The sequence below is a fragment of the Sphingosinicella microcystinivorans genome (assembly GCF_003634215.1).
GTDB classification, from domain to species: Bacteria; Pseudomonadota; Alphaproteobacteria; order Sphingomonadales; family Sphingomonadaceae; genus Sphingosinicella; species Sphingosinicella microcystinivorans.
The window spans coordinates 1570069-1587546 of the sequence record NZ_RBWX01000007.1 but is presented as its reverse complement, the minus strand read 5'-3'; the positions used below and the strand labels follow the sequence as shown (position 1 = coordinate 1587546).

The window sequence follows — 17478 nt, the reverse complement described above, 5'->3', positions numbered from 1 at the left end:
ACATCCGGCCGCGGGCGGCGCTTTTGTGCGCCGAGCCAGTCCACAGCAATTCCTCGACTGGAAAGACAAGACATGACCGACACCCGCGTAGACGCACAGCGCAAGGCCGAACTTCTTTCGACCGAAGTGCGCCACATCGATATCAAGAGCTTCGACGCCCGCCCCATCGTCGATCAGATGGAAGGCATGAGCTTCACGAGCCGCGATCTCGCGCGCGCGACGAAGATTTACAACACCATGCTGGAAGATAAGGACTGCTCGATCTTCCTCGTCATTGCCGGCTCCACCTCGGCGGGCGGCTGCATGAACCTCTATGCCGACCTCGTCGCCAACAACATGGTGGATGGCATCATCGCCACCGGCGCCTCGATCGTCGACATGGATTTCTTCGAAGGCCTTGGCCACAAGCACTACCAGGCGCTTGAAATCCCTGACGATAACGTGCTGCGCTCGCTCTACATCGATCGCATCTACGATACCTATATCGATGAAGAGCAGCTTCAGGATTGCGACCACACGATCGGCGAGATCGCGAACAGCCTCGACCCGAAGCCGTATTCGAGCCGCGCCTTCATTCGCGAAATGGGCCGCTACCTCTCGAAGCACGGCAAGAAGGACAACAGCCTCGTCAAGCTCGCCTTCGAGCACGATGTGCCGATCTTCTGCCCGGCATTCACCGACTCGTCGGCGGGCTTCGGCCTCGTCAAGCATCAGGTCGATGCGATGAAGGCGGGCCGCCCTTACATGACGATGGATTCGATCGCGGACTTCCGTGAACTCACCGACATCAAGATCAAGGCGGGCACCACGGGCCTTCTGATGATCGGCGGCGGCGTGCCGAAGAACTTCGTTCAGGATACCGTCGTCTGCGCCGAAATTCTCGGCCACGAAGACGTGGAGATGCACAAGTACGCCGTGCAGATCACCGTTGCGGACGTCCGCGATGGCGCCTGCTCGTCCTCGACGCTCAAGGAAGCCGCGAGTTGGGGCAAGGTCGATACTACGCTTGAGCAGATGGTGTTCGCCGAAGCCGGCTCGGTGCTGCCGCTTCTGGCTTCGGATGCTTACCATCGCGGGCACTGGAAAAGCCGCCCGAAGCACGGCTGGGCGAAGCTGTTCGCTTAACCGCGCAGGAAAACGGCGGCCAGTTCCACGTGGATAGACCAGCGGAACTGGCCGACCGGCCATAACGCGGTCAGCCGAAATCCCACCTCGTGCAAAATCTTCGCATCGCGCGCGAAGGTATTGGGATTGCACGAGACTTGCACGACCCGCTTCAGTTTTGAACGCGCGATCGTTTCCACCTGCGTCTTCGCGCCCGCGCGCGGCGGGTCCAGAACCACGGCATCGAATTTATTGAGCTCCGCAGGCTGCAACGGCTGACGGAACAGGTCGCGGTGCGCGGTCGTGACCGGGCGTCCGCTACGTTTCGCGGCCGCTGAAAGCGCGGCGACGGCATCGCGCGCCGCATCCGCCGCGAAGACCTTGGCACGCGCCGAGAGCGGCAAGGCGAACGTTCCGGCGCCGCAGAACAGGTCTGCCACGGTCCCGGCGCCGCCGATCCCCTCCAGCACAGCCGCCTGCAACGCCGCTTCGCCGGCCACAGTCGCCTGCAGGAAACCGCCCGGCGGCAATGCCACGGTGACGTCACTGAAGCGCACGGCGGGCTCGGCAAGCTGAAGCGCGATCTCGACGCCCGCAGAGGTTTCGGTCGCGATCCGGGCCAGACTTGCCTCTGATGCCAACGCCGCAAGCGCGCCGATATCCTTCGCAGTAAGCGAGAGGTTGGTGAGCAGCACGTCGAAGCCGGACAAGGTCTCGGTAAGCGTCATGCCGACGGCGTGGCCGGTGCGCAGCTTCGGCGCGAGCGCGTTCCGCAGCGCACACGCCGCATCCCAGAGCGCAGGCTGAACCACGGGACATTCTGCAAGATCGACAACCGCGCTGCTGCCCTCGACATTGAAGCCGATGCGAACGCTGCCGTTGTCGCGCACCAGCCGGAAGCTTGCGCGCCGCCGTGCACCAGCGGGCGACAAATGCGCCTGGTGGACCGTCTCGGGCACGATGCCGACACCGGCGAGTGCGCCGAGGATGCGGCCCGAAACGAACTCGGCGAGCACGGCATCGTCCGCATGCTGCAACTGACAGCCGCCGCAGACGCCGAAATGCCGGCAGGCCGGCGTAATCCGGTGCGGTCCCGCCGCGATGACGTCACCCTCCACCGTGTCTCCCGGGATCGCGCCGGCGACATAGCGGCCGCTTTCGGTGACGCCGTCACCGCGTGCCGCGAGGTGGATGATGGTCTCCACGCTCAACGGATCAGGCCGACAAGGTCTTCCGCGATGAGGCCGTCCCGACCTCGAAGCGCGGCATCGCCATGACGCCACACGGCGGCGCAGGCGGCATCAAACGGCGCTTCACCGCGCGCGAGGTGCGCCGCGATCATGCCCGAAAGCACATCGCCGCTTCCGGCGGTCGCAAGACGCGCCGATGCGTGGTCGTTGATGACTGCGCGGCCGTCCGGCGCGGCAATCACCGTGTCCGGGCCTTTCAAGACGATGACGTTGCCGGACCGCGCGGCAGCGGCGCGGGCGCGATCCACTTTGCTTCCCGGAAGATCGCCGAAGAGGCGCGCGAATTCGCCTTCGTGCGGCGTCATCACTGCGCCGAGGCCGAAGACCGATGCGGGATCGTCCGCGAACAGCGAAAAAATGTCGGCATCGAGCACCATCGGCCTTCCCGCACCCAGCACCCTCCGGGCGCGTGTCCGCGCCGCCGCATCGCGGCCAAGGCCCGAGCCGAGCACAACGGCATCCGCGCGGGCAAGGTCGATCGCGCCGAGCGGCTGCACGACCAGCGACGACGGCGGCATCGCCGTTTCCGACGCCAGCGTCACATAGCCCGCCCCGGCTCGCTGCGCCGCGCAGGCGGCGAGCCATGCCGCGCCCGCCATCGCACCCGAAACGACGAGCACATGCCCGCGCCGGTACTTGTGCGTGTCCGCCCCCAGCACGGCAGTCGGCGCTGCGCCATTCCTGAAAAGCCGCGTCTCGATCTCGCCCAGGCCGATATCGGCGACGACGACCCGTCCGCAGGATGCCGCGGCAGGATGCAGCAGGTGCGAGGGCTTCATCGCGCCGAACGTTACGGTGAGGTCCGCGCGCACGAGCGGCGACAGCGCCGTGCCGTCGCCGGTCGCCGCACCGCTCGGCAGGTCGAGCGCGATCACGACTGAAGATGCGCGTGCAAGCGCATGAAACTGCGATAGAAGCGGCTCTTCCAGCCCGCGCGTCAGTCCTGTCCCGAACAGCGCGTCCACAAGAACGAAGCGCGGCTCCGCGTCGGCAATATCCATCACGGGCGCGTTCCACAGCGCGGCGGCCTGCTGCGCTGCTTCGGTCGCGGGCGGCGCCAGCGCGGCGACCTCCACCGGCCAGCGGCGCTGTCTCAGCGCGTTCGCCACGACATAGCCGTCCCCGCCGTTATTGCCCGGGCCCGCCAGCACCAGCACTGGCGCGGGACCGTAAAACGCCGCGATGCCTGCCGCAGCGGCTTCGCCAGCTCGGCACATCAGCTCGAAGCCGCTCGTACCCGCGGCGACCGCCGCTGCCTCGGCAGCGCGCATTTCGGCGGCGGTCACAACGGGTTCGCGGGGCAGAAGCGTTGGATATTCAGCAGGCATGGAAAGACCCGACACTGATCAGGGCAGGCTTGTCAACGCGCGCCGTTCTTGCGACAGCATATGACGTCATGCGCCTTCCCGCCCTCATCGTTCTGGCCGTCACGCTCATCGTCGGCGCCTGTGCGCCGTCCCCTTTCTATGCGGGCGGTGTCAGGACGACGCCGGGCGAGATTCCCCGCGATTCGCGTGGGGAGCCCGTTTGGTCCGCGATATCCCAGCCGCCGCAGGACGGGAACGCGGCGGCGATGCCACCGCAGCCGAAGTCGATCCCCGTGCTGCCGCTGCCGACATCACCCACCACCCTGTCGTCGCGCTTAGATGTCGGCGTAGACGTGGCGCTCGGCGCTGGCGCCGGGGTGCGTGCAGGCGCCCTTGCTGGCCGGGCCGACGTTCTGGGCGTAGCGCCACAGCGCGCCGGACTGGTAGGCGTTGACGCGCGGCTGCCAGCGCGCGCGGCGCTCAGCGAGAACATCGTCGCCGACGAGGAGGTCTATGGTGCCCTCAACGGCGTCGATGCTGATCATGTCGCCGTTCTCGATGAGCGCGATCGGGCCGCAGTCCGAAGCTTCGGGGCCGACGTGGCCGATGCAGAAGCCGCGCGTCGCGCCGGAGAAGCGGCCGTCGGTGATCAGCGCCACCTTGTCGCCCATGCCCTGCCCATAGAGCGCGGCGGTGGTGGCGAGCATTTCGCGCATACCGGGGCCGCCCTTGGGGCCTTCGTAGCGGATGACGAGGACTTCGCCCTCCTCAAACTGGCGGTTCTCGACGGCAGCGAACGCGTCCTCTTCGCAATCAAAGACGCGGGCCGGACCTTCGAAGGTCAGCTTGGCGAGCCCGGCGACCTTCACGATCGCGCCATCGGGAGCGAGCGATCCCTTGAGGCCGACAACGCCGCCCGTGGGGGTGATCGGGTTTGAAACCTCGCGGATGACCTTCTGGTCGGGGTTCCACGTGATTTCCTCGATGTTCTCGCCGAGCGTCTTGCCGGTCACGGTCATGCAGTTGCCGTGCAAGAAGCCGCCGACGAGGAGTGTCTTCATCATCATGTAGACGCCGCCCGCCTCGTACATGTCCTTGGCGACGTACTTACCGCCAGGCTTCAAGTCTGCGACGTAAGGCGTTGATTTGAAAATCTCCGCGACATCGAAAAGGTCGAATTCGATGCCCGCTTCCGAAGCCATCGCCGGAAGGTGCAGAGCGCCGTTCGTCGAGCCGCCCGTCGCCGCGACGACCCGCGCCGCGTTCTCGAACGCCTCGCGCGTGCAGATGTCGCGCGGGCGGAGATTGAGCTCGATCAGCTTCATGATCTGGCGCCCGGCCGCCTCAGCGATGTCGTCGCGCGTTTCATAGGGCGCGGGCGCCATGTTGCTGTTCGGCAGGCTGAGGCCGATCGCCTCCGCCACGCACGCCATCGTGTTCGCCGTATACTGCCCGCCGCACGCGCCATGCCCCGGGCACGCCGCCTTCTCGATCGCTGTCAGGTGCGAAAGTGGACACTTGCCGGACGCATACTGCCCGACAACTTCGAATACATCCTGCACCGTAAGGTCCCGCCCCTCGTACCGCCCCGGCAAGATCGAACCGCCGTAAACGAAGATCGAAGGCACATTCAGCCGCAGCATCGCCATCATCATGCCCGGCAGCGACTTGTCGCAGCCCGCAAAGCCGACGATGGCGTCATAGCAATGCCCGCGCACCGAAAGCTCGACCGAGTCCGCAATCACCTCGCGGCTGACGAGCGAGGCCTTCATGCCCTGGTGGCCCATCGCGATCCCGTCGGTGACGGTGATCGTGTTGAACCGCCGCGGCAGGCCGCCGGCGGCGTGAACGCCCTTGCGCGCGATGTCGGCCTGATGGTCGAGCATCGTGTTGCAAGGCGCACTGTCGTTCCCCGCCGAAACGACGCCGACGAAGGGTCGGGCGATCTCTTCCTCGGTCAGGCCCATCGCATAGTAATATGACCGCTGCGGCGCGCGCTCGGGGCCGACCGACACATAACGGCTCGGCAATTTCGATTTGTCGAACGTCGTCATGCGATTACCTCCAGAAGCTCAGATTCAACGATGCCAATGACACGACCGAGACGCTGCGTCCATGCGGCAATCGCGCCTTCGTCCGCAAGGAGATCCTGACGAATTTCGAAGGTGAGATAGCAAAGCCCCCTCGCCTCCGCATGGCGGTCCGTCGTGTAGCCGTAGACTGCGCCCGAATAGGGCTGGTTGTCGCCGACCGTGAAACCTTCGGCGGCGAGGGCGCGCATGGCGATGCGTGCGGCGCGGTCGTCTCGGTTGTAGAGCAGCGCGACCTGCCACGGGCGCGTCTCCTGAGGGCGCGATGCAAGGCTGGGTGTGAAGCTGTGGATCGAGACAAGCAGCCGCGGGTTCAGCAGATCCAGCGCATCGGCGATGGCGGCGTGATAGGGTTCGTGCCACGTCGCAAGGCGCACCTGCTGCGCGTCCGCGCTGAGCGCGTTGCCGGGCACGGGAATGCCGTCACTGGCGGGCGGGATCGCCCCGTCGTCCTCCGGCGCGCGGTTGCAGTCGGCGACAAGACGGGATGCCGTCGCGAGGACCGCTGGCGCGGCGAGCGCAGCCGACAGGCTCCGCGCCAGCGCCGCGGTGCCGATGTCCCATGCGATGTGCTTCTGAAGGTCCGCTGCGCTGACCCCGAGCGCGATGTCCGCCGGAACGGCGTTGGACGCGTGGTCGGCAATGATGAGGAAACGCCCCGGCCTGCCGGGCAGATATTCGGCCGCCTTCATCGATCTGCGAACACCGGCTTGCGGCGCGCAGCGAATGCGGCAAGCCCTTCGGCGAAATCGGCACCCGCGAAGGCTCCATCGAAAATCGCCGCGCTGGCCGCATCATCGTCCCGGTCACCATCGAGCACGCGGCGGACAAGGCCCTTGAGCCCTGTGGTGCTCGACGGAGCATTCTCGACGATCCGTGCGATCAGCAACTCCGCCTCGCGGCTCAGCGCCTCCACGGTCGTGCCAACCTCGATGAGGCCGATAACGAGCGCTTCGTCCGCCGACAGAAGCTCGCCTGTGTAAAGGATACGCCGCGCCTGCCCCGGTCCGACGAGATCGATGAGCAACTTGATGTCGTGCAGCGGATAGACGAGCCCCAGCTTCGCCGGTGTGATGCCGAACCGCGCTCGCGAAGACGCGATCCGCATGTCGCAGGCAATTGCGACGCCGCACCCAGCCCCCACGCAGTCGCCGTCAACGACGGCAAGTGTCGGGATCGGCGCGCGCGAGATGGCGAGTTGCGCACCGCGCAGCGCCTGCCGGTTGGCGGCCTGCCACACGGGATCGCGTGCTTTTTCCGCAAATTCGCCGATATCGGCCCCTGCCGAAAACATGGCGGGCGTTGCCGAATGGATCACGAGCGCGCGCACGCCCCGCTCGGCAACCGCAGCCTCGACGAGACGTGGAAACGCTTCCCACATCGCCTGCGAAATGGCGTTGCGCTTGTCCGCACGGTTGAAGGCAATGCGCGCGATCGGCCCATCGATTTCAAGTTGCAGCGCGTCGGTCATTTCACCCCGTCCTATCCGGTGTCGAACCGGGGCTCCAATGTCACGCGCCTCGCGGCCTCGCAACCGCAAATGCCCTGCCCTCAGCGCAAAGAAAAAGGGCTGCGGCAAAGCTGCCGCAGCCCTTGAAGGCCGCAATGGGCCTTGGGGGGACTTACTTCGCGAGCTGCGCGTATTCCTCTTCGGCAACGCCGAGGGTCTTGTAGGCGCCTTCGAACTTCTTCTTCGCCGCGCGCTCGTTGCCCGCATCGCAAAGCAGCTCACCCGTGCGAACCAGCTTCAGCGCCTTCTTGGCCGTAGCCGCATCGCCCTTTTCGGCGACCGAACGGATGTTGGCGGGCATCGCGGCGCAAGCGCCGTCAGAGGCGTGTGCGGGCGTGATCGAGGCGGTGACGAAGAACGCGGACGCGACGAAAGCGAGGGGGAGAGTGACGAGAACGCGGTTCATGATCTTGCTCCTGATTTGCCGTGGGAGGGCGATTGCTGAGTCTTACTTAAAACCACTGAGGCCTGTTTAAGTGCCACTCAGTTCTATGTCAAACATTTTTTTGAGTGCTACACAAATTGCATACTGCAATGCAGCATTGCAACACCAAAAATCGGCTTGAAAGCGGCTGCGGCGTTGCGCCGCGGCGCAAATCGACTCAGCTTACGGCGACGAGAGACGCTGAGGTCACGCCTGCGATGCGTTCAGCGGTATGGCGCATTTCAGAATCCAGCAGCAGCCCATGGGCGACGCGGATCGAGGCGAAACCGTCGGGCAGTTCTATCTCGGCGAAGATGTCGCCGCGCCCCACTGGCTGTGCGTCGGCAAGGCGTCGCAGCGCGGCAGCGTCGAAACTCGGCGAGACCTTGAGAGTGAGGCGTCCACGGCTGTGCTTCGACAGTTCAGCGACTGCCGTAAGCCCCCTGATCGTGACGCGCGGCGCCTCTTCACCATCGCGCCACAGCAGCTCAGCGTTAATGAGGATCACCTCCTGCGCTGCGGCAGCGGCTTCAAGCGCGGGCATCACCTCTTCGTCAAAGCAGCTTGCAACGTACTGACCGCCCGAGTCCGACAGGCTGGCGAGAAGGTAGCGCGTGCTGCGTCCGTTCTGGGGCGTGCGCCAGCGCACAGACTCGACGAGCCCCGCCATCGTCGCGCTGCCGCGCCCGCCGTCCCACGGTGGGCCGTCCTCGCAAACGCGCGCAAAGGAGCGCGCGCCATGCGTATCGAGCACATGCTGCCAAGCCGAAAGCGGGTGTGCGGCGAAGTAGAAGCCGAACGCGTCGCGTTCCTTCGCCATCGTGTCACCCAGCGACCACTCCGAAACGCTGCCGGGCGCCATGAGAGTGATGGATGCGCCGCCCCCTGCCCCGCCGAACAGCGCGCCCTGGTGCGTCTTCCGCGCATCCGCCGCCGCGTTCGCCGCCGCCAGAACGGCCTCCGCCATTGCATGGGCCTTGGCGCGGTTGGACTCCACACAATCGAACGCACCGCCCGAAACGAGGCTTTCGATCTGCCGCTTGTTAAGCAGCGTGGGATCGATGCGCTCTGCAAAGTCGGTCAGCGACTTAAACGTGCCGCCCGCCTCGCGGACCTCGACAATACCCTCCATCGCTCGCTCGCCGACGCCTTTGAGGCCGGCGAGCGCATAACGCACCTTGCCGTCCTCCACCGAAAAGTCGGCCTCGCTGTTGTTGATACAGGGCGGCAGGCACTCCACGCCCATGCGCTTCATATCGTCTATGAAGACGCTGAGCTTGTCCGTGAGCGCGATATCATAGGCCATCGAGGCCGCGTAGAACTCGACCGGGTACTTCGCCTTCATCCAGCCGGTTTGATAAGCGACGAGCGCATAGGCGGCGGCGTGGCTCTTGTTGAAGCCGTAACCCGCGAACTTCGCCACGAGCTCGAAGATGTAGTCGGCCTGGGCGTGATCGACGCCCTGCGCGGTGGCGCCTTCGAGGAAACGCGCCTTCTGGGCGTCCATCTCCTCCTTCTTCTTCTTGCCCATCGCGCGGCGCAGAAGATCGGCTTCGCCGAGCGAATAGCCCGCGAGCACCTGCGCGATCTGCATCACCTGTTCCTGATAGATGATGACGCCGTAGGTTTCCTTGAGGATCGGCTCCAGCTTCGGATGCAGGCAGTCGACCGCCTCGGTGCCGTGCTTGCGGTTCGCGAAGCTCGGAATGTTGTCCATCGGGCCCGGACGGTAGAGCGAGACGAGCGCGATGATATCCTCGAAGCAGTCCGGCTTTACCTGCGCGAGCGTGCGGCGCATGCCTTCGGATTCGAGCTGGAACACACCAACCGTGTCGCCCTTCGCTAGCAGTGCGTAGACATCGGGATCGTCCCACGGGATCGTAGACAGGTCGACGGTGATGCCACGCTTGGCGAGCAGATCGAGCGCGCGCTGGAGGACCGAAAGCGTCTTGAGGCCGAGGAAGTCGAACTTCACGAGGCCCGCTTTTTCAACCCACTTCATATCGAACTGGGTGACGGGCATGTCAGAACGCGGGTCTCGGTAGAGCGGCACTAGCTCGTCGAGCGGGCGGTCGCCGATCACGACTCCCGCCGCGTGTGTCGAGGCGTGGCGCGGCAAGCCCTCGAGCTTCATCGCGAGATTGACGAGGTTTTCGACCGCCGGATCGCGCTTGGTTTCGTTTTCGAACTCGGCGACGCCGTTCATGGTGCGGTCGAGCGTCCACGGGTCCGTCGGGTGGTTCGGCACCAGCTTGGCGAGCCGATCCACCTGCCCGTAGGGCATCTGCAGTACGCGGCCGACATCCTTCAGCACGGCGCGCGCCTTCAGCGTTCCGAACGTGATAATCTGCGCCACCTGATCGCGGCCGTAGCGTTCTTGGACGTAGCGGATCACCTCGCCGCGCCGGGTTTCGCAGAAGTCGATGTCGAAGTCCGGCATCGAGACGCGCTCGGGGTTCAGGAAGCGCTCGAACAGCAAGCCAAGCCGCATGGGATCGAGATCGGTGATGGTGAGCGCCCACGCGACGACGGAGCCTGCACCCGAACCGCGCCCCGGCCCCACGGGGATGCCTTGAGACTTCGCCCACTGGATGAAGTCCGCGACGATCAGAAAGTAGCCCGCGAAGCCCATCTTGTTGATGATGCCGAGTTCGTAATCGAGCCGTTCGAAGTAGGGTTCGGTGTCGGCGCGGCCTTCGAGCCGACGGGCGAGCCCCACGCGCGCCTGCTCGACGAGCATCGTCGCCTCGCCTTCGCGGTCGCCCGCAAGGCTCGGCAGGATGGGCTTTCGCGACGGCGCCATCACCGCGCAGCGGCGCGCGATGACGAGCGTGTTGTCAATCGCCTCCGGCACATCCTCGAACAGCCGGACCATCTCGCCCGGCGGTTTCAGCCAGCATTCCTCTGACACGCGGCGGCGGCCTTCGGTTTCCACATAGGCGCTGTCTGCGATGCAGAGCAGCACATCGTGCGCGGCCGCGAAGCTCTTGTCCGGGAATGCCACCGGATTGGTGGCGACCAGCGGTAGATTCCGGGCGTGCGCGAGCGCAATCAGCGCCTGCTCGGAACTGTCCTCGATCGGGTTATGCGTGCGCGAAAGCTCTATATAGAGCCGGTCTGGAAACAGCGCCTGCAGCGCGTCCGCATAGGCACCAGCGGCATCCGCCTGCCCATCCGCGAACATCCGCGCGAGCGCCCCTTCCGGCCCCGCAGTGAGCGCTATGAGCCCGTCCGTCAGCCCTTCAATCTCGGGGAGCGGCACGTTTGGCCCATCGACCGGATCGGATTCGAGGTGGGCACGCGAGATAATGCGGATGAGGTTCTTGTACCCGGTGTCATCCTGAGCGAGCAGCGCCAGCCAGTCCTGCGCGGGCTTGCTTCCGGCTTGGGTGATGCCGGGCCGAGCGACCGAGAGCAGCGCGCCGATGATCGGCTGCACGCCCGCGTCCGAGAGCTTGTCCGAAAACTCCATCGCCGCGAACAGGTTGTTTCTGTCGGTAACGGCGGCGGCAGGCATGCCGTATTTGATGCAGGCTTTTGCGAGATCCTTCGCGTGAACCGCGCCCTCCAGCATCGAATAAGGCGACTGGATGCGGAGATGGACAAAACGCGATTCGGGCATGGCCTATTGTGGCGCAGGCTCTCGATGGCGGGAAAGCATGAATTCGAGATTCTGTTTCACGCCCGGCCATTCTCCCGCGATGATGCTGTAGCAGACAATGTCGCGCAGGCGGCTGTCCGCCGCGATCTGGTGGTTGCGCAGCACTCCGTCGCGCTTCGCGCCGAGCCGTTCGATGGCACGCTGCGAGGCGCGGTTCATCCAGTCCGTGCGGATCTGGACGACGTTGCAGCCGATCACCTCGAATGCATGGCCGAGGAGCATGAGCTTGCATTCGGTGTTTACCGGCGAGCGCTGCACCGACTTGGCATAGAAGGTCGCGCCGATTTCAAGGCGGCGATGCAGTTCATTCATGCGGAGATAGCGCGTGGCGCCGACGATGCGCCCCTCAGCTTCCACCACGAACGGCATCGATCGCCCCGCTGCCTTTTCGGCAAGCGCTGTATCGAGCCAGCCCTTCACGTCATCGGGCGAAGGCACGCGCGTGAAGAACAATTCCCAGAGCTGGCCATCGCGCGACACCTCGGCGATGCCATCAGCATGTGCCGTTTCAAGCGGCAGGAGCCGGGCGTGTCGTCCTTCGAGCCGGGGCTGATCGCGCCACGGGTTCATCGCGCTTCGACCAACTGGCCTTCGTGCAGTTCGACCGTCCGGTCCATCTGCTTTGCAAGCACGGTATTGTGCGTGGCGATGAGCGCCGCGGAATTGTGGCTGCGCACGACACGCAGGAACTCCGCAAGCACGCGCTGCGCTGTCGTCTCGTCGAGATTGCCGGTGGGCTCGTCGGCGAGCACCAGCACGGGCTCGTTCGCGAGCGCGCGGGCCACCGCGACGCGCTGCTGCTCGCCGCCTGAAAGCTGAGAAGGGCGGTGATCGAGGCGCTGGCCGAGGCCGAGATCGGTGAGCAGTGCCTTCGCCTTGTCCGCCGCAGCGAGCGGGTCGCGGCCTGCGATGAGCTGCGGCAGCACGACGTTTTCGAGCGCGTTGAAGTCCGGCAGCAAATGATGGAACTGATAGACGAAGCCCAGCTTGTCGCGGCGCACCTCCGTGCGTTCGTGTGCCGAGAGCTTTTCGGCGGGGCGGCCGTCGATGACGATCGAGCCGTCGAAACCGCCTTCCAGGAGGCCGATCGCCTGGAGCATCGTGGACTTGCCGGAACCGGACGGGCCGAGCAGCGCGACGATCTCGCCCGGGGCGACGCTGAGATCGACACCGCGCAGAACCTCGATCACCGCGCCGCCCTGGTGGAAGCTGCGCGCTAGGCCTTTAACTGCAAGCACGTCACTCATAGCGCAGCACCTGCACGGGATCGGTGCTCGCCGCCTTCCACGCCGGGTAGATCGTCGCGAGGAAACTGAGCACCAGCGCCAGCGTGACGATGGCAGTGACCTCGACCATGTCGGTCTTTGCGGGGAGTTCGGTGAGGTAGCGGATGCGCGGGTCCCAAAGGTCGACGCCGGTGATCTTCGAGACACCCATCACGATGTTCTGCCGATAGTGCAGAAACAGGAAACCGAGCGCGAGGCCGAGGAGGATGCCCGCAGACCCGATCAAGGTGCCCACCGTGACGAAGATGCGCATCATCGCTGCACGGCTCGCGCCCATCGTGCGCAGGATCGCGATGTCGCGGGTCTTCGCGCGCACGAGCATGATGAGGCTGGTGAGAATGTTGAACACCGCGACGAGGATGATAAAGCCGACAACGACGAACATCACCGTCCGCTCCACGGAAAGCGCCTCGAACAGAACGCCGTTCATCTGCCGCCAGTCGATGATGACCCCGCGCCCCGTCAGTGCGGGGACGAGCGGCTGGAGGATGCGGTCGGCCTTGTCCGCATCGGTTGTCGTGAGCGTGATCATGCCGATGTCGTTGCCCATCCGCAGGAACGTTTGCGCGCGGTCGAGCGGCATCAGCACGAAGGCTTTGTCGTAGTCGAAGATACCGACCTCAAACACAGCGGCGATCTGGTAGGGCACGATGCGCGGGGTCGTGCCGAAAGGCGTCACCTGCCCGTCCGGCGAGATCAGGCTGATCGTGTCCCCCACCCCGGCGCCGAGTGATTCGGAGAGGCGCGCGCCGATCGCGACGAAATTGCCTTCGAGCGCGAGGTCTTCGAGGCGCCCCGCCTTCACATTGTCGGCAACGAGTTTCAGGTTGCGGATGTCACCCATCAACATACCGCGCAGGAGGACACCCTCCGCGCGGCTCTTGTAGGAGCCGATGAGCGGCTGTTCGATGATCGGCTCGGCCTGCACCACGCCAGGTGTCGCGCGTGCCTGCGCCAGCAGCGGCTGCCAGTCCGGCAGGCGCCCGCCGTAGCCCTGCACCACGGCATGACCGTTGAGCCCGAGGATACGGTCGAATAGTTCGGCGCGGAAGCCGTTCATAACCGACATCACTGCGATGAGCGCAGCGACACCGAGCGCTACGGCGACGAGGCTGATTGAGGCGACGAGGAAGATGAAGCCTTCGCCCCGTCCCGGCAGCAAATAGCGTCGGGCGATCATGCGCTCGTAGCGGGAGATCATCCCCCGAGCTTCTCCAGCGCGGCATCGACGGAAAGCTCGTGGCGCTCTCCGGTCTTGCGATGCTTGAGCTCGACAACCCCGGCACTGACACCCTTCGGCCCAACAACAAGCTGCCAGGGGATACCAATGAGGTCCATGCCCGCGAACTTGGCGCCGCCGCGCTCGTCGCGGTCGTCGTAAAGCGTCTCGATACCCGCGTGCTGGAGCTTCGCGTAGAGATCGTCCGCCGCGACATCGCACGCAGCGTCACCGCTCCTGAGGTTGATGAGGCCGACCTTGAACGGCGCAATCGCCTCCGGCCAGATGATCCCGTCCTCGTCGTGGCACGCCTCGATCACCGCGCCGACGAGTCGCGAAACGCCGATGCCGTAGCTGCCCATCTGCGGGGTGACGGGCTTGCCGTCCTGACCCTGCACGCTGAGACCCATCGATGCGGAGTATTTGGTGCCGAAGAAGAAGATGTGCCCGACCTCGATACCGCGGCGGCTGAGCAGACGCTCCGCCGGAACCGGGCAGTTCGTCACCTTCTCGTGCTCTTCAGCCTCCATCGCGTAGATCGAGGAGAGCTTCGACACGGCCTCGGGATCGGTGACGTCAACGTCCTCGATCGCCGAATCATAGAAGATTTCGCTCTCGCCCGTTTCGGCGAGGATGTGGAACTCGTGGCTCATGTCGCCGCCGATGGGGCCCGTGGGCGCACGCACCGGCACGGCCTTAAGACCCATCGCCGCGAACGTGCGCAGGTACGCCTCGAACATGGCGTTGTACGAAACCTTGCCGCCCGCCTCGTCGAGATCGAAGCTGTAGGCATCCTTCATCAGGAACTCGCGGCCACGCATCACGCCGAAACGGGGACGCACCTCGTCTCTGAACTTCCACTGGATATGGTAGAGCGTGCGCGGCAGATCGCGGTAGCTGCGCACGGAATCGCGGAACAGCGCCGTTATCATCTCCTCGTTGGTCGGCCCGTAAAGCATTTCGCGCTCGTGGCGGTCTTTGAAGCGCAGCATCTCCGGGCCGTAAGCGTCGTAGCGGCCAGACTGACGCCAAAGATCCGCCGACTGGATGGTCGGCATGAGAAGCTCGATGGCGCCTGCCCGGTCCTGCTCTCGGCGGACGAGGTCGGCGATCTTGTTGAGGACGCGGAGCCCGACCGGCAGCCAGGCATAAATGCCTGCCGAAGTCTGGCGCACGAGACCGGCCCGCAGCATCAGCTGATGGCTGACGATCTGCGCGTCGGTTGGGGTTTCCTTGAGGAGCGGAAGAAAATAACGGGAAAGGCGCATAGTGCGCGCTGTCTAGCATGGGCTGCCGCGCAAGCAACTGCCCAATCGGCGATCCACCCTTCCCATCCGTTACGCTGCCGCACCGAGCCGCATTGTCGCATCATGTCCACACCTCCTGAAATTAATATGCGTGAGGTGCGACGCTCTCTTGTCGGGATGGCCACCTGCACCGTAACACACATGACATCTGATCCGGTTTCGCCTGTGGGAGGGCACCAGGGTTGGGGGAGGACGCGCGACGCGATTAACGACGGCGCGCTAGCAAGATTGGGCTCCGATGGGGGAACAGAGGACCCAAATCTTCGCGGGAGTTAAATGACTCGTCACGAGAGCGCCCGGGCCGGAAACGACCCGGGCGCTTTTCGTTTTGGGACCACACTCTACCGACTGCCAAAAATCTGCTTTTTCAACAGGCTGTTGCGGCGGCGCATCGCGCATGACACCTCTGGGCCACGCGGCCGAACGCCGCAGAGAGAGCCGCCGCCCTTCCGCGCGCGGCGCACCCGTCGACGGTTCGAGGCTCAGCAGCGCGCGCTTCAAGCCGCGCGGGCACTTTCTCGTGCCACGTGCGTGTCCCGCACCGGCGGCAGACCGAACAGGCGGGCATATTCGCGCGTGAACTGCGGCACGCTCTCGTAGCCGACGGAAAATGCCGCATGCGCAGCGCTTATCCCTTCTGAGAGCATGAGCCTTTTCGCTTCGATGAGACGCAGCTGCTCCTGGAATTGCAGCGGCGAGAGCGAGGTGATCGCCTTGAAATGGTGATGGAACGACGACGGGCTCATGCCGGCGGCGGCGGCCAGGCGCTCGACGGTGACCGGTTCGGCAAAGGTCTCGCGCAGGACGGCAACGGCCCGAGCGATGCGCCTTGCATGACTATCCGGCCAGCCTAGCCGCCTGATGGCGGGTCCATGCCGCCCGGCAAGCAACCAATAGTGCATCTCGCGCCGCAACTGCGCCTGCAGCACCGGGAGCGCATGCGGCCTGTCCAGCAGCCGCAGCAAACGCAGCGCGGCGTCAGCGACCTCCCCGTCCGTCGTGTCGACGCGCACGGGCGCGGTGTCGGAAACGAGTGCCGGCTTCATTTCCGCAGTGAGCTCGGCAATCAGCGCAAGGTCCAGTTCGAGCACCAGCGAATAGTAGGGCGCGGCGAGACTCGCCCGCGTGATCTGGCTGACGGTCGGTACGTCTGCCGTCACCAGCAGCGAATCCCCTGCGGCAAAGGCGAAGGCCTGCGTTCCCATCGTCACCTGCTTGCTGCCTTGTACCAAAAGGCAGACGAGTGGACGGTATACATCGTGGAGAAGTCCGCTCGGTGCGGTCGCGCGCACGGCGAACAGGCCAGGGATCGGGGTCGGCGCAAAACCGAGCGGGTCGGCATGCGCGTCCGCGTGACGCCGGACAGCTTCGAGGAGCATTGTCATGCAGCATGCAATAGTCGCTTTCTACCCAAAGCGCACCTCATTTGGAGAATCAGGCAAGAGAATCCGAGCATCCGGCAACACGCGGAAGGTTCAGCTGCTTAGAGATGAAGCCACACAAACCCAAGGAGAACAGCCATGACGAAGATTGCTCTCATCACTGGTTCCAGCCGTGGCCTTGGCCGCAACACGGCGCTTAGCATCGCGCGCCGCTGCGGCGATGTCGTGCTCACCTATCACAGCCGCAGCGACGAGGCCGAGCGTGTCGTTGCAGAGATTCAGGCAATGGGCCGCAAGGCGGTGGCCCTGCAACTCGACACTGGTAATGTCGCGGCCTTTGCAGACTTTGCGGAACGACTGCGTACGGCGCTGCGCGGCACCTGGCAGCGCGAGACGTTCGATCATCTGGTGAACAACGCCGGGCACGGCGAATACGCGCCGATTGCCGAGACGACCGAGGCTCAGTTCGACGGCCTCGTGAACGTTCACCTGAAGGGCGTGTTCTTTCTGACCCAGACGCTGTTGCCGCTCATCGCCGACGGTGGCCGGATCGTAAACATCTCGAGCGGCCTCACCCGCTTCGCCTACCCCGGCTACGCGGCCTATGCGGCAATGAAAGGCGCGGTCGAAGTGCTGACGCTCTACATGGCGAAGGAGCTTGGTGCGCGGGGGATCGCGGTCAATACCGTGGCGCCCGGCGCGATCGAGACCGATTTCGGCGGTGGCGCAGTGCGCGACAATGCCGAGATCAACAAGGGCCTTGCCGACATGACCGCGCTAGGCCGTGTCGGTGTGCCGGACGATATCGGGCCGATGATCGCAAACCTGCTGTCCGAGGACAATCGCTGGGTGAACGCGCAGCGGATCGAGGTCTCAGGCGGTCAGGCGATTTAGGCTCGCTGAACGTTTTCGTTGCCCCTCTCCCCGGCGGGGAGAGG

At 65.0% G+C, this 17478-nt stretch carries 14 protein-coding genes; 2 read left to right on the top strand and 12 right to left on the bottom strand.

Features of this window, described 5'->3' with window-relative positions; translation table 11 throughout:
• The first annotated feature begins 72 nt into the window (after nucleotides 1-72).
• The gene (locus tag DFR51_RS07540) at nucleotides 73-1125 is read left to right on the top strand and encodes a 1,9-bis(guanidino)-5-aza-nonane synthase (RefSeq protein ID WP_121048731.1); all 1053 of its coding nucleotides are present in this window, start codon (nucleotides 73-75) and stop codon (nucleotides 1123-1125) included.
• On the opposite strand, the gene DFR51_RS07535 is transcribed toward DFR51_RS07540, so the two are convergent.
• The 12 genes from DFR51_RS07535 to DFR51_RS07480 form a co-directional block, all read right to left on the bottom strand.
• The gene (locus DFR51_RS07535; RefSeq protein ID WP_243445411.1) at nucleotides 1122-2309 is read right to left on the bottom strand and encodes a class I SAM-dependent RNA methyltransferase; all 1188 of its coding nucleotides are present in this window, start codon (nucleotides 2307-2309) and stop codon (nucleotides 1122-1124) included. The genes DFR51_RS07540 and DFR51_RS07535 overlap by 4 nt on opposite strands.
• Before the next feature lie 2 nt (nucleotides 2310-2311).
• Complete coding sequence (locus DFR51_RS07530) at nucleotides 2312-3682, bottom strand: NAD(P)H-hydrate dehydratase (protein WP_121048725.1); 1371 nt, start codon at nucleotides 3680-3682, stop codon at nucleotides 2312-2314.
• Nucleotides 3683-3996: 314 nt separating this feature from the next.
• Nucleotides 3997-5715 (bottom strand): dihydroxy-acid dehydratase, encoded by a 1719-nt coding sequence (gene ilvD / locus DFR51_RS07525; RefSeq protein ID WP_121048722.1) that lies wholly within the window; start codon nucleotides 5713-5715, stop codon nucleotides 3997-3999.
• Nucleotides 5712-6443: an N-formylglutamate amidohydrolase gene (locus DFR51_RS07520; RefSeq protein ID WP_121048719.1), complete on the bottom strand. Its 732-nt coding sequence runs from the start codon at nucleotides 6441-6443 to the stop codon at nucleotides 5712-5714. The genes ilvD and DFR51_RS07520 overlap by 4 nt, the downstream gene beginning before the upstream one ends.
• Nucleotides 6440-7222, bottom strand: a complete 783-nt coding sequence (locus DFR51_RS07515; RefSeq protein ID WP_121048717.1) for an enoyl-CoA hydratase-related protein — start codon at nucleotides 7220-7222, stop codon at nucleotides 6440-6442. Before DFR51_RS07515 ends, DFR51_RS07520 begins: the two co-directional genes overlap by 4 nt.
• Before the next feature lie 151 nt (nucleotides 7223-7373).
• Nucleotides 7374-7667, bottom strand: a complete 294-nt coding sequence (locus DFR51_RS07510; RefSeq protein ID WP_121048713.1) for a hypothetical protein — start codon at nucleotides 7665-7667, stop codon at nucleotides 7374-7376.
• Between the two features lie 196 nt (nucleotides 7668-7863).
• Entirely contained in the window at nucleotides 7864-11307 is a 3444-nt protein-coding gene (gene dnaE, locus DFR51_RS07505; protein ID WP_121048710.1) for a DNA polymerase III subunit alpha, read from the bottom strand.
• 3 nt (nucleotides 11308-11310) lie between these two features.
• On the bottom strand, nucleotides 11311-11916 hold the full coding sequence (locus tag DFR51_RS07500) for a GNAT family N-acetyltransferase (protein ID WP_121048707.1): 606 nt from the start codon (nucleotides 11914-11916) through the stop codon (nucleotides 11311-11313).
• On the bottom strand, nucleotides 11913-12593 hold the full coding sequence (locus DFR51_RS07495; RefSeq protein WP_121048704.1) for an ABC transporter ATP-binding protein: 681 nt from the start codon (nucleotides 12591-12593) through the stop codon (nucleotides 11913-11915). Before DFR51_RS07495 ends, DFR51_RS07500 begins: the two co-directional genes overlap by 4 nt.
• Nucleotides 12586-13833 (bottom strand): lipoprotein-releasing ABC transporter permease subunit, encoded by a 1248-nt coding sequence (locus DFR51_RS07490; RefSeq protein WP_243445410.1) that lies wholly within the window; start codon nucleotides 13831-13833, stop codon nucleotides 12586-12588. Before DFR51_RS07490 ends, DFR51_RS07495 begins: the two co-directional genes overlap by 8 nt.
• Nucleotides 13830-15119 carry a proline--tRNA ligase gene (gene proS / locus DFR51_RS07485; RefSeq protein ID WP_121048701.1) on the bottom strand — a complete coding sequence of 430 codons (1290 nt, stop codon included), beginning with the start codon at nucleotides 15117-15119 and terminating at the stop codon, nucleotides 13830-13832. The genes DFR51_RS07490 and proS overlap by 4 nt, the downstream gene beginning before the upstream one ends.
• Nucleotides 15120-15655: 536 nt before the next feature.
• Nucleotides 15656-16543, bottom strand: a complete 888-nt coding sequence (locus DFR51_RS07480; RefSeq protein ID WP_121048699.1) for an AraC family transcriptional regulator — start codon at nucleotides 16541-16543, stop codon at nucleotides 15656-15658.
• A gap of 135 nt (nucleotides 16544-16678) precedes the next feature.
• On the opposite strand from DFR51_RS07480, the gene DFR51_RS07475 reads away from it, so the two are divergent.
• Nucleotides 16679-17434: an SDR family oxidoreductase gene (locus tag DFR51_RS07475; protein ID WP_121048696.1), complete on the top strand. Its 756-nt coding sequence runs from the start codon at nucleotides 16679-16681 to the stop codon at nucleotides 17432-17434.
• Nucleotides 17435-17478: the final 44 nt, after the last annotated feature.